Below are 12,597 nucleotides of genomic sequence, written 5' to 3' on the forward strand. Positions count from 1 at the left end.
CCAATTCTGATGTGTATTAGCTCAGATTTAATCTGACAGTTAGCGGTAAATTATACAGGAATATGTGAAATTAACCTGACGGTGCTGGCTTCAAGCTCAAAGATATCACTAGTGTCTAATTTTCAGGGCACTTCTACAATATGCCATCCTTTAATTAAAAGCGCATCTCGCAAAGCCTGTGAAACGCGGTTTTCGTTCGCTGCAAGACATAACAACTTCTCTGGTCGAGACATTGCCACGTAAAGGTTACGCATTTGCGCCTGTTGAGTTTTTGGAAGCTTTGAGATGTGTTTGTCAGATATCCCTGCAATATACTCCAACCCCAGTGCAACATCGAACTTACGACTGGATCCGCCGTAAGATTCCAGTACTAAAGATGCGGCATGTGTTTCACCTTTCATCCCTGCAATCGTGCCAAGTCCAATGTCGAGGCTTTTTCCCTGGAAACTAATTTCACATCTCGCCGAGGCTAAAGGGGTTAGTATCCCGCTCCCTCCCGCGTCTTCAAACACGCCCAGCCCCTTAAATTTTTCAGGACTTAAGTCTTCGGGAAGGTATGGCTTCAGCTGACTGTAGAGCAACTCGATTAGTGCATCTCGCTGACCATCTGAACAAAGTTCCTCTCCGGACAATGCGAGCTGCCGTGTTAACTTATCGATTGTTCCTGAGGGCATAACAGCCTTTGCCGCTCGTGGCAATGCTCGTGCATCACGAATGTCTTGCGCCAACGATGCCTCAGATGCACGCAGAACAAGCAATAAAGCTCTGCGAACGTCAGAAACTCTTGAACGCAACGATGTCTCTTTCAAAGCACCTTTACTGTCGCCGACAAGACTCCAGAAACTTTCGGAGCGAATTCCTGCAGTAACCTTGTCTCCGCCATAGGCTGGACAGTAGTCACGAAGATGACGCCCTGCTTCAACATTGCTCTCACCGGTTTTGCGAGCGCTCATCGCCTTAACCTCGCGTACGCCAATGTTATCTTCGCTCAATTGGTCAATAACGATTTGACCAAAGCGTTCGACCACTTTGACTGCGTTATCCGTTTTGTACAAAAGCAGGACTGGATGATGGGCATTTTCGGCCTCACCAATAACCTCCTCACCACTGACACGGACACACCCTACAGCATCGGAAATTGCTTTACCGAACCGCTTGCTAGTACTGATGCATCCATACCCAGATCGCGGGAAGGTGAGTAATTCAGCTTGGTCTTCATCAGAAAGAATCTTCTGATCGACATCCCCAAAACGCTGCATCACTGACTGGGCTTCAAAAATACGATTCAATAAAGATTCTTGATCCCAAGAGGTATCCTGCATCTCGTCGATGAATACCATTGGGAAGCGACGATGAACAACATCAAGAAGCCTGGGGCAGGTCTGGAGCGCCAAGTCAGCAAATGCAAACATGTCACGATGCCTAAAAACCCCCTGACCTGAAAGCATATTTTTTAGTTCAATCAATGAACTGTATGATTTGGTGTGCGATGCAGGCAGACTGCCACTTTCAACATGCACATTAAGCTCCGCAGTTCGATAGAAGAGCGTAGTAGCGATACTTTCACCATTCCTCTGGTTTTCCAAAAAAATGCGAAGGCCGGAAAATTTTCTAGTCAGCAGTAGAGAACGAGCTTTATCTGCGAATACCTGATCGTCAATGACATCAATCTTTTCTCCCAAGCTGCGCAGTAATGGCACTGCTAAGAAATGATTGACGAAGCTATGGATAGTGCCGATGAAATGGGGATAGCTCAGAAGCTGAGCTCCTTCGACCGTTCCTTGCAGGCGATGTGTAATCTCTTCGCGAGCAACGTTAGTGTGACTTAGAACGCATATGCCTCGGCGTGCATGGGGCCATTTCTTTGCCAGCAACAAAAGTTTTGCAGCAAGCAACGATGTCTTACCACTTCCGGGTACTGCATTAAAATCACGCGATCCGTTTTCAAGCAAGGCAGAACGGCGCTCAGCATCGTCGAAGTTCAGATCTCTGGCTAACGTAGTCAGTGCGGCTAAGTCGTCTGGAGAAAGATGGACAGCACTCATTTATAATCTCCTAGGAACCGTCTGATGCCGCATTAGCCGGAACGGTAAAGCTTGCCGACATGGTAGTAGTTACTGCAGCAGCAGTTGCACTCGTTGAAATGACAGCTCCGGTAACAGCCTTAGTCCCCACTGAGGATTTTGGATCTATCGTTAGATGTGATAATGCAGTTTGCACGTAAGGGGGGAGTTTATTGAACAGTTCGTCATCCTTGCCATGCGCGCCTGTAGAAAACAGATGAGCTGCATACTGAGCTGCTATGGCTTTCGAAGCTTTTTTCTCTTGAAGCGGCTGATAAATAATTGCGGCGAGAGCTTCATCGGAATGACCCGCAGCCTCTAGCGCTAACCAGTTCGCTTCTTCCACAGCAAGTGTCTCAATTTCGTCGCGTTCTTCTAACCTCTCGTCGCGTGACTTGGCCTTAACGGCAAGCGAAATGGCAAGGTACATCAACTTAGCGCAACCGTAGTGCGCAAGATCATATTCGAGTGTCCACCTATCTGAAACGCAGACGATCGTGTTACCGCCTTCCGCTCGGTCCTTCTTGTTTTGCACCACTTGTTTCATTTCTTCAGCGTCATAATCCGAATCGAAGCGCTTACCCAGAGCGGGTTTTGATACGTAGTTTTTTGCTACGTCAGGCACAATGTCTCGGTCTGTCAGGCATACGACTGGTATTGGGATATCCGGGCCGGTGCCTTCTCGCTGGAGAATGCGGGCGTAATGGTAAAGCCCGGTATTTCCAACGTTAACAAGTGATACACCGTGCTTTGAGAATGAGCGACCACACATCTCTGCAATAGCTGGTAGCAAGATTGCTTCAGCAGGCCCTTCCACCATCATGACACCGCGTGCAAAAAACAGGTTCGCTTTGGTTGCATCGATAAAGCGGCGAAGGAAAGAGTAGTCGGTGCGCTTAAGTTTCGTTTTGCCGACAGCTAAGGGGAAGGTCTGTGCCTTATGCACCAGAGTTATATCTTCAATGCGAGCAGTGGATACTAAAGATGGGCTGTGCGTTGTCATAATAACCTGAACCCGCTTATTCTCCTGATCATCGTTAGAATGCTCTTTAAGGAGATCCATCACGCGTTCCTGCAGCTGAGGGTGGAGATGTGCCTCTGGTTCCTCAACGAGAAGGAGGCCCAGTTCTTCGCCATCTCGCAGCAGCACCAGTTCAGTAGCCATAAACAATGCATTGTTATACCCAAGGCCGCGAGCGCAACGAGCGTCAGGATCAATGTGTGCTCTAGGAAGCAGCGATAACTCGAACTTCTCCAGAATAGGCGTGAGCGCTAGATTAGGTGCGATACGGATGCGCGACTGAATTGCATCTCCAGAAAACGCAAATTGGCTCAAGTAGTTGTCATTGATGTCTTTTTCTACACTTTTGATGACTTGATGTTGACCAAGGTGGTGCTGAGTGAACGCCATCAGACCAACTAATCGGGTAGGGATGTTAGCTGGCATTGTCTGATCGAAGTCGTTTACCTCCTGGCCAGCAATAAGGTTATGGGCTCCAAGAACTTGAGACAGGCGTGATTGTCGTCCCGAACTCAACTCCGCCTCAGCATCGCGTAGGGGCCTTAAATAGGTTGCTCGTACCAGCTCTCTTACCGCATAACCCACTTCTGGCCCAATGCCATTTACTCCAGTTCGAACAATTGTTTCTACACGTGAACGCTTAGTCGTTTGGGGCGGGTGGAAGCGTGCCTCAAGATGCAGAATAAGCGAGCAAGATCCATCTTCACCAAGAGTCAACCATTCTAGGACTGCAGCTTCCTGATCGGTGTTTAGTCCACACAGAGTGGCTTCGATACAAAGACTATTAGAACGAGTTGCGCCATGAATGTGAAAATCTTGCTCGAAGAGACGGATGTTTTCATAACTGGTCGTCAGCAACACCTGGCGGATAGCATCAACGATACAGGACTTTCCTGCATCATTCTCACCCACAAGGATGTTTAACCCCGGATTGAGTTCCCAGTCGAGCTCAGGTGCGGATACACTATCTCCAAAAGCACGATAGTTTCGGGCGGTGATGTGCTTCAGATACATGTTCTCTCCTTAGTGGAATTTTCACATTCTAAGCATCGTAGTAATAAAGGAAGGACGATAATACTTTTTTAAATCAAAGTTCATTAAAGTGCCGGGAAATGGACTTTGACGCGAGAGGTTCTTAGCAACGTGCCTTCCAGAGCCGCATAACGAAGGTCTTTTTTAGCTTCATCTGAAAGGCGAATAATCCCTTCAAAAATAAGCAGGTGGCCTGAATCCAAAAGTGTATGCAAATCTGCAGCGAGGCAAATTCCGTTTTCTATGCTCGCAGCTCCGCCGCTTGCGTGACTAACGATATGGGCAGCCTCAAGGGCTAGTCGTGTACCGGTAATGGCACATTGATTTTCCCAGTTTGACATCACTTCGCGCCTAAAGCGCCCTTGTGCTGGGCGGATCTCCGCTCTAGTGTACTTTTTTTCATATCCAGAAAAATGCGGTACCGAAAGCCGCTCGAGTTCTAACTCGTTTCTATACTGCGTATAAAGCTCGCCATTTTCCATTTCATCAAGCTCATCGCTTCGCCAACCAGCATTCAACAACTTCCTGCGCGCAGCTTGATAGTCACGGACAGATTTATCCGACAGGTCGCTCCGGCGCTCCAGAAAAACAACATGATTTCCTCGCCGGACCGACTTTGTTCTGTCTCCAATCTTCATTTCCTCCCCGCCAGATTCAGCAATAAGATCTGCACGCCAAGCGGCATGGAAAATATTCTCGCCTACATATTTATTCGCGGCCGCAGCGCTGCTGAAACACTCGCCATCTACGTATACCCAATACCGCCTTTTCTTCATCCGCTCAGCTTGTTCTGGTGTATAGCGTTGTGTCATCAGCATGTTCCTTTTGATTGTTATTCAGTCGAGGTAGTGAACATCATGACGGAATTCTGTTTCTGAATGGAGCAGGATTTCGGGGCAGGAGCAATCGAATTGGGCATTTTGTAGATTAAATAACTTAATTTTTATATCACATCTAACTAAATTTCTTTTCGCTTTGCTTGAACAAGGTAGTGACTGAGTTAAGATTAATCCGATAAGATGCTGGTATCCCACTTCTAAATTGCTCTACACATGGAGTATGTGATGGTTCAGGATTCCTCTGCATTAGCCCCTTTCTTTCGTTCTCATATAGAAAAAAATAATCAATACAGCCCTGAGTGGGGCAAACACTATCGACAGCTCGTAGAACAGGTCCAAGCCGAGAAACCCAATTTCTCAGCTGATACAATTCGGCAAATTTGGTACGAGCGCATTAATGGCATCTCCAGCCTCCGACAGGGTGGGATGTCCCAGTTTGAATTCGAAGCGGCGCAGAAACAGTTACTCGCTCTCACCCGTATGATGGCAGAAGAGTGTACGCAGGAGAATTACGACCGGGTGATTCAGCGCCTTATTAAACTTAAAACTGATGGAGTGTTGAACAAAGTTTACTGGGCACTCTGCCACCGTGCCTTTGCGGCGATATACCCGTCGAAAATTACCAACGTTGTGAATGTCAGCAATTTTTTCAGCAGTTATAACTATTGCAATAATCATTTTCAACTTGGCCTTTCTGAGGACCAGGAGTGGTTCGCCCGCAACCTTGATCTCAAGAAAGCCTTGCACCGCGCATTGGGCGATGATGTCGATCCAATTGAACTGAATATGTCGCTCTGGCATCTCTACACGCAGGTGATTCAGAAGAAAAATGATATTACGTTAATCGGTAATGAGACTTCATTGCCCGAGGACGAACAAGACGAGGAGGTTACCACTCCACAATTGCCAAAAAATACGATCCTCTACGGTCCGCCAGGGACCGGTAAAACTTATCGAACCATTGACCTAGCCGTACGGGCCTGTGAACCGATAGCCTACTCGCTGCAGGAAGGGAAGGAGGAAAACGAAAAACGCCGTGAGTTGAAAAAGATTTATGACCGCCTAATTGCTGAAAAGCGGGTGCGCTTCATAACCTTCCATCAAAGTTTTGGCTATGAAGAGTTTATTGAGGGGCTAAGAGCAGAGACTACCGACGACGGCAATGTACGCTACGAAATCAAAGCGGGCATTTTTAAGCAAATTTGTGAAGATGCTGCCTTTGGTCACGCAGGTGTTCAGCAGAAACTTGACGAGGCGCTCGCCCGCTTACAAGAACGTTTATCTGAAAGTGGGAGCATTACTCTTGAAACGCTGCAGGGCAAAGCCTTCCAGCTGGCTTACAAGAGCCAGACCACCTTTGGTATCTTCCCGTCGCAATCGAAAAAAGAGGATTTAGGGCAGGGTTACAATGCTTACCTCAAGAATATCAGTCTGGTTTACCAAAACCCACAGGCAAAGGTACATAATCCGTCATATGTACGTAGTATCCTTAATTACCTGATTAAACAGGAAGGTTTGCCTTCTAACCCACAGGATTCTGTATCTGAAAAACGGCAAAACTACGTTTTGATTATTGACGAAATTAACCGTGGCAATATCTCCAAAATCTTCGGCGAATTGATCACCCTGATAGAGACCTCTAAACGTGCTGGAGAACCGGAGGCTCTTAGCGTAATGCTTCCTTATTCTTCCACCCCATTCAGCGTGCCTAATAATCTCTATTTAATTGGCACCATGAATACCGCCGATCGTTCGCTCACGGCATTGGATACCGCCTTGCGCCGTAGATTTGAGTTTGAAGCTATGCTGCCGGATATCAATGTCTTGAAAGATACGGTAATCAAAGGGATTGATTTGCCACGCCTTTTGCAGACTTTGAATGACCGAATTCAGGTGCTGTACGATAGAGAACATACATTAGGCCATGCCTTTTTCATCCCAGTTGTTCAGGTAAAAGAGGACGAAGAGCTGGCATTTGAAAGGCTCAAGCGGATTATGCGAAACAAGGTGTTACCACTATTGGAGGAGTACTTCTACAACGACTGGCAAAAAATCCGTATGGTTCTGGGCGACAATCAAAAAAGCGAAAACCCGAACCTACAATTCGTGTGTGAGGTGAAAGACCAGAAACAGTTTGCGGATCTTTTTGGCAATAGCGGAACTGAAGATCTGCATGATATCGGTGCCAGTTTCCATTTGGCACCTGAGAGCGACAATGTCTGGGGTACTCCACTTGCCTGGCAACAAATTTATGCGCCAAATACTGGTAATCCCAGGAGCAAGGAATGACGTCTCGTCAGAACTTTACCGTCTTCGAGTACGGACTCCTAATTGATGAGAAAGATAAGGGCCGCATAAATAATGCGGTCGTACTGCCCACCAATATGTTTGATTGGCTTGAGCAACGTTGTCTGAAAGATGATGCGGATAATACTCATCGTCTGCTTACTCTGCGTAGTAGGGGTAGTGTAAAAACGCTGCAAGTAAAAAACTATGCTGGTGTTATTTCCCTTCCTGGTAATGCGTTTATTGAAGTGTTGCCAAAAACGGGGCGGCGTGATGAGAACATTGATATTGCACGTCAGCAGCTTTTAATGATGCTACGTACCCTAAAATCTTTTCGTCACATTGCCACTTCAGCATCCAGAGTTCGAACCTCGAAGATGCCGCTGATGGATGTATTTATTCAGCAGTTTATCGATAGCGTACAGCAGATTGTGCGCCAGGGTCTAAAGCGTGACTATTTACGTCAGCAGGACAATTTATCTTGGATGAAAGGGAAGTTACGGGTCACCGCTCAATTAAGCAAAAACTGCATGCATCGGGATCGATTTCAAGTGGAATTTGACGATTACAGCGCTGAACGTCTTGAAAACCGGATATTGAAAACTGCCATCGAGAAAATACGCCGTCAGATCAGCAACCCGCAGCTATTATCACAAGTTAACGCTTTGCAGGTGCACTTTGACGATATTGCGCCTGTCGGTGATGTTCGCATCGCTTTCGACCAGATACGTCTTGACCGACATATGCGCCACTATGAACTTGCCTTGGCGTGGGCGCAGCTGATTTTGATGGGGCAATCGCCACACTGCATGCAGGGCGATGCCAATGCGATTTCACTGCTTTTCCCAATGGAAGCCGTGTTTGAATCTTTTGTGACTGCTTGGATGCGTCATCGTTATAACGATAACTGGCATGTGAGGGCACAGGTTGATTCACATACCTTGGTTCGTCTCAATGGCAAAGGAGTATTTAAGCTTAGACCCGATATCCATCTAAGACTCCGTGGGGATAATAGGGATCAGGCGATGATTTGTGATGTTAAATGGAAAATGGTGGAGAGCGGGAAGGTGATACTCGAGCAGTCGCAAACTGACTTTTATCAGATGCTGGCGTACGGTGTGAACTATCAGGAGGGAGTAGGGGATATGCTGCTGATTTATCCTTCGCATGAGGGTTTTAATAAGCCGTTACCTCATCCCTATGAATTCAGCCATCAAAAGGAAATCCCACTGCGTTTATGGGTTGTTCCATTTTTTATTGGTGATAGTTTGCAAAGTTCTGGCCTGCGTTTTCCTGATGAGAAAAGCTTGATTTAAATCCTTGCTATTCTCTTTACTACGGTTAGCCTTATTCTATTGTCCAGCAAAAGTTTGACATATGGTCTAGCGAATGACTTCATTTTGGTCATGGCTCACCAACTACCTCTCAGGTGATTATGTTCAGTTGTTGCCCTTGAGCAAAGCAGCTCTTCCTAACTGAATCTTGCATTCAAAGCCATGTCGGTGTGTTCTACTAACATGGCTTTATGCCTAGTCGTGATATCTATTTTTTTGTGCGGATTTTAACTTGTGGGTAGAAGTGCGGGTAAAACTATTTATTTCCGCTAATACACGACATTGATATCAGTCTATTACGTGTAAAATTCGAGCCTGGCCTTCGAACCAATACTGTGTGGGCAAGCTTTAGCTAAAGATTAATTTTTTTATAAATTCAGTTCCACTGCAGGACTTCTTTTGATTTTTATCGAGTGTACTTCAACCCTTCTAAGTAAAAGTTCACAAGACACTAACCGCTAATTAATCCAATCTAATTGATTGAAACGGTATTTAGTAGCTTGAAAATTACCAATCAGAAAAAACCATCCTACAAGTTGAATAAATCGCATTTATCACATGTATCAACTCTCTCATCTAACGTGTTTCTACCAACACCCGCCACAACTCCCCAACCGTCAAATCCCGCACCACCGTCCGCGGCTCCCTCCCCAACCACCCAATCAATCTCCCAACCCCGAATAAATCCAGCCCCTCAGCTGTAAAAAGGTACTCATTCTCCCCCAGCCCAAACGTTTCCTTAAATGATCGCTCTTCAGTCACAAATAAAACCCCAAACCGCTTCTCAGCCTCTTCCAGCAGCTCAACGCCATCGTCCCCAGCAATCCCCAAATCCGCTTCCAGCCGAGTCTCCTCGGTAATCACCGACTTAACATCTCCTGAAATCTCACGCACAAAATCAATCACCTGCTGTAATGTAGGCTCCACGCTCACCTCCCGATTCACTATCCACCCTCCCGATTCATTCTCTCAACTCCAGTTCAATCCCCAACCCCCAACGGCAAATCTTCCCGCAGCGTCCCCAGCAAATACTCCACAAACACTCTCACCTTACTGTTTGTCATCTGCTTTGTCGCGAAGACTGCGCTTACTGGCATCGACCCCACCGCAAACTCCCTTAACACCGGCACCAACGCCCCAGACGCCAAATCCGGTCCTGCCAGCCACGCCGGGAACTGCGTAATCCCCATGCCAGCTAATGCAGCAGCGCGTTGCTGTTCGCCGTCATTGCTTTGAAACCGTCCTTGAGGCATCAGCGTAAACGGTTTTCCGTACTCATCCAAAAACCGCCACGGATGCACGCCGCGTCCGCCATTGAAGGCAATGCACTGATGTCTGCTCAACTCAGAGGGTGAGGTGGGTGTACCATGCTTCGCAAGGTATTCCGGGCTGGCCAGCGTGATCAGCGGACTTTCCGCCAGCTTGCGTTGCGTCAGCGCCGAATCTTGCAATTCGCCGTGCCGGATGGCGACATCGATATTCTCTTCTATCAGATTTACATGCCGTTCGGAGACACGCAGTTCGATGTTAAGCGCCGGATGGCGTTCCAGCAGGGCAGGTAAGCGCGGCACGATATAAAAGCGACCAAACACCGGCGCGACGGAGATGCGCAGAGTGCCTGCCGCCTCATCCGCACCGAATTTGACGCGGGTTTCCAACTGCTCAAACTCATCGCGCAGGCGCAGTGCGCCGTCATAGAACGCTTTCCCCGCCCCGGTTAAGGCGATGCCTCGGGATGACCGCTTCAGGAGCTGCTGGTTGAACTGGCCCTCCAGCGCGGCGACCTGTTTACTGACGGCAGACTGGCCGACGCCCGCTTCTTTGGCAGCGGCGGAAAAGCTGCCGCACTCTACTACGCGCAAAAACAGTCGGATGGCATCAAGTCGGTCCATATGAAGTCCAGGTTGGAATAGATGGTATTCCATTAAGCCAGCTAGTTGCCTAAATGGGAATGGCTTAACGTGGCTCGACACCCAAGCACGTTGGAGAACACTATGAACATGACCAGACATCCTTTAACCGCGCATGACCGTCAGCAGGTCGCACAGTCACTGGCTGCACTGCAGGAACATCGAAGTAACTTTACGGGTTCGATGCGTGAATATTACGACGCGATGTGCGCTCAAACGCCGCTGGCGGAAGGTGTGCGCATGGAACAAACCGATGCCTCTGGTTGGTGGCTGCATCCTCAGGCTACGCGCAGCGAACGCGTGATCGTATTCATTCACGGCGGCGCTTATATGCTGGGGAGTTCGCAAGCGTATCGCGGCTTTGCCAGTCAGCTGGCGACGCGTACTGGCTATTCAACCTTTGTGCCGGACTATCCGTTGGCACCGGAACATCCCTTCCCGGCGCCACCGGAAAATATGGTAGAAGTGCTGGAAGGGCTCATCAGCAGTGGGATCACTCAAATCACTCTGGTAGGGGATTCAGCGGGTGGGGCGCTGGCGTTGGTGGCGCTGCAATATGCGCAACTGGCCGCGTCTATCCGTTCGGCGGTGGTGCTTTCGCCCTGGACCGATCTGACTTTTAGCGGCGCATCGTTTAACGATCCAGAGATGCGCGATCCGATTTTCCAGCCCGCAATACTGCAGGATGCCGCCAAAGGCTATTTGCAGGGTCATGATGCGCAAGATCAACGTGCTTCGCCACTGTTCGCAAATCCTGCTGCATTGCCACCCTTGTTAATTCAGGTCGGAAGCGAGGAGTTGCTGCTGAATGATGCTACTCGTCTGGCGAGCAAAGTCGCGGAATCAGGCGGTGCGGTGCAACTGGATATTTATGACGGCATGCACCACGTGTTCCAGCGGGATATCCAGTTGGATGCCGCGCGTCATGCATTGGATACAGCGGCGGCATTTATTCATCGTTATTAATTTTTTGAGGGTCGACTCGGCCCGATAACGCCACCCTTGTTAAAAGCTACTCGATTCGCTGTATTGGAACCTACCTACGTTTTGCGACCAGTTGCCATTTGGGTGCCGTCACTTCTCTTTGCTCATAGTAAGAACCAGATGAAACTCGGCCCTGTCTGCTACGCAGAGGAGCTTCAGCAATTCTGCTCAGGCTAACAATGTTGGGGCAGGACAGGGCTATAGTCAGCACAAAAAATAAATAATTAAATGGATCTAATTTTTAGTGCATAAATTCGACTTAGATCAGATTTTCATACTGTTCACTTGATCGACTGTCACCCTAAGTAATAGTATCGCTGCCAGTGTGGTTTTGAGGGTGCGCCGTCGCGAAAGGCTCTGGCGTCATCTGCCAGCCACCACAGAGGATAATGCAACCAGTCTTAACCCTTAAAACTTCTACAGCGTTGAAGGATTAACAACGCTCAGATAACACCAGGATGGTGCCAATGATTTCTCAAGATTCCCATATAACAAATTCTACCCTCGATACGCTGATGCAGGATACCTGGCTGCTGGCGCTTGCTATCCGAAACGGACAATCCATCACGGTTGATGATGCGCTCTACCAACGTTGCTTCAGCATGGTCCAACAGGTCCAGGACCAACTCAATACAGCCGGTGCACCTGGTCCTCTCTGCGAAGAAATCAAATTTGCCCACTGCGTCTTTCTCGACGAACTGATCATGACCATTCCGGAAGCCGATATTTCAGCCTGGTGGCGGCGCACACCTTTGCAGGGCCACTTTCTTGGACACCTCAATGGTGGCGAGCATTTCTACGAACGCATTAAACAGTTGCTTCGGGAGCCTGCGGCAGAGGAAGTCGCAGTGAGTTGCTACTACCGAATGCTGCGCTTTGGCTATACCGGAAAATACCGAACGGAAGACGATGAGGAGCGCCAGTCATTAATGCAGCAACTACAAGCGCTATTGCCTGAGAAGGCTGCATCTCCCGACTCAGCAGTAATTATCCAGCGTGCAAAAAACAAAACATCTTTCTGGCAGCGTTCTCCCTGGCTTATTCGCAGCAGTGTGCTGGTTGCCATCATTGTCGTCACTTTCATCATGAACGGCCATCTGCAATATCTGCTTGGCAAAGGCTAGGTTG

Annotated in this window: 9 protein-coding genes; 4 read left to right on the plus strand and 5 right to left on the minus strand. The window is 48.3% G+C overall.

Features of this window, described 5'->3' with window-relative positions; translation table 11 throughout:
* Positions 1-122: 122 nt before the first annotated feature.
* From QMZ30_RS08005 to QMZ30_RS08015, 3 genes are all read right to left on the minus strand, one after another.
* On the minus strand, positions 123-2,045 hold the full coding sequence (locus QMZ30_RS08005) for a UvrD-helicase domain-containing protein (protein WP_283226958.1): 1,923 nt from the start codon (positions 2,043-2,045) through the stop codon (positions 123-125).
* Between the two features lie 10 nt (positions 2,046-2,055).
* A complete protein-coding gene (locus QMZ30_RS08010; protein ID WP_283226959.1) occupies positions 2,056-4,098 on the minus strand; it encodes an ATP-dependent nuclease in 2,043 nt (680 codons plus the stop codon).
* Positions 4,099-4,181: 83 nt separating this feature from the next.
* Positions 4,182-4,928, minus strand: coding sequence for an HNH endonuclease signature motif containing protein (locus QMZ30_RS08015; RefSeq protein ID WP_283226960.1), 747 nt, complete (start codon positions 4,926-4,928; stop codon positions 4,182-4,184).
* 252 nt (positions 4,929-5,180) lie between these two features.
* Between QMZ30_RS08015 and QMZ30_RS08020 the strand changes: the two genes are divergently transcribed.
* A complete protein-coding gene (locus QMZ30_RS08020; protein ID WP_283226961.1) occupies positions 5,181-7,244 on the plus strand; it encodes an McrB family protein in 2,064 nt (687 codons plus the stop codon).
* Complete coding sequence (locus tag QMZ30_RS08025) at positions 7,241-8,557, plus strand: McrC family protein (protein WP_283226962.1); 1,317 nt, start codon at positions 7,241-7,243, stop codon at positions 8,555-8,557. Before QMZ30_RS08020 ends, QMZ30_RS08025 begins: the two co-directional genes overlap by 4 nt.
* 594 nt (positions 8,558-9,151) lie before the next feature.
* Here the strand turns inward: QMZ30_RS08025 and QMZ30_RS08030 are convergent.
* Both QMZ30_RS08030 and QMZ30_RS08035 read right to left on the minus strand, forming a co-directional pair.
* Positions 9,152-9,502, minus strand: coding sequence for a hypothetical protein (locus QMZ30_RS08030; RefSeq protein ID WP_283226963.1), 351 nt, complete (start codon positions 9,500-9,502; stop codon positions 9,152-9,154).
* A gap of 53 nt (positions 9,503-9,555) precedes the next feature.
* Positions 9,556-10,467 carry a LysR family transcriptional regulator gene (locus tag QMZ30_RS08035; RefSeq protein WP_283226964.1) on the minus strand — a complete coding sequence of 304 codons (912 nt, stop codon included), beginning with the start codon at positions 10,465-10,467 and terminating at the stop codon, positions 9,556-9,558.
* A 102-nt stretch (positions 10,468-10,569) separates the two neighbouring features.
* On the opposite strand from QMZ30_RS08035, the gene QMZ30_RS08040 reads away from it, so the two are divergent.
* Together QMZ30_RS08040 and tssL are read left to right on the plus strand one after the other, a co-directional pair.
* Entirely contained in the window at positions 10,570-11,451 is an 882-nt protein-coding gene (locus QMZ30_RS08040; RefSeq protein ID WP_283226965.1) for an alpha/beta hydrolase, read from the plus strand.
* A gap of 485 nt (positions 11,452-11,936) precedes the next feature.
* Positions 11,937-12,593: a type VI secretion system protein TssL, short form gene (gene tssL / locus QMZ30_RS08045; RefSeq protein ID WP_283226966.1), complete on the plus strand. Its 657-nt coding sequence runs from the start codon at positions 11,937-11,939 to the stop codon at positions 12,591-12,593.
* Positions 12,594-12,597: the final 4 nt, after the last annotated feature.

This window comes from Pantoea sp. EA-12 (assembly GCF_030053355.1).
In the GTDB taxonomy this organism is placed as follows: Bacteria; Pseudomonadota; Gammaproteobacteria; order Enterobacterales; family Enterobacteriaceae; genus Pantoea; species Pantoea vagans_C.

What these genes read in the sequence shown, in the direction of transcription:
- QMZ30_RS08020 (WP_283226961.1), top strand. Translation starts at nt 5,181, where the DNA reads ATGGTTCAGGATTCCTCTGCATTAGCCCCTTTCTTTCGTTCTCATATA.
- QMZ30_RS08040 (WP_283226965.1), top strand. Translation starts at nt 10,570, where the DNA reads ATGAACATGACCAGACATCCTTTAACCGCGCATGACCGTCAGCAGGTC.
- QMZ30_RS08035 (WP_283226964.1), bottom strand. Translation starts at nt 10,467, where the DNA reads ATGGACCGACTTGATGCCATCCGACTGTTTTTGCGCGTAGTAGAGTGC.
- QMZ30_RS08005 (WP_283226958.1), bottom strand. Translation starts at nt 2,045, where the DNA reads ATGAGTGCTGTCCATCTTTCTCCAGACGACTTAGCCGCACTGACTACG.
- QMZ30_RS08015 (WP_283226960.1), bottom strand. Translation starts at nt 4,928, where the DNA reads ATGACACAACGCTATACACCAGAACAAGCTGAGCGGATGAAGAAAAGG.
- QMZ30_RS08025 (WP_283226962.1), top strand. Translation starts at nt 7,241, where the DNA reads ATGACGTCTCGTCAGAACTTTACCGTCTTCGAGTACGGACTCCTAATT.
- tssL (WP_283226966.1), top strand. Translation starts at nt 11,937, where the DNA reads ATGATTTCTCAAGATTCCCATATAACAAATTCTACCCTCGATACGCTG.
- QMZ30_RS08010 (WP_283226959.1), bottom strand. Translation starts at nt 4,098, where the DNA reads ATGTATCTGAAGCACATCACCGCCCGAAACTATCGTGCTTTTGGAGAT.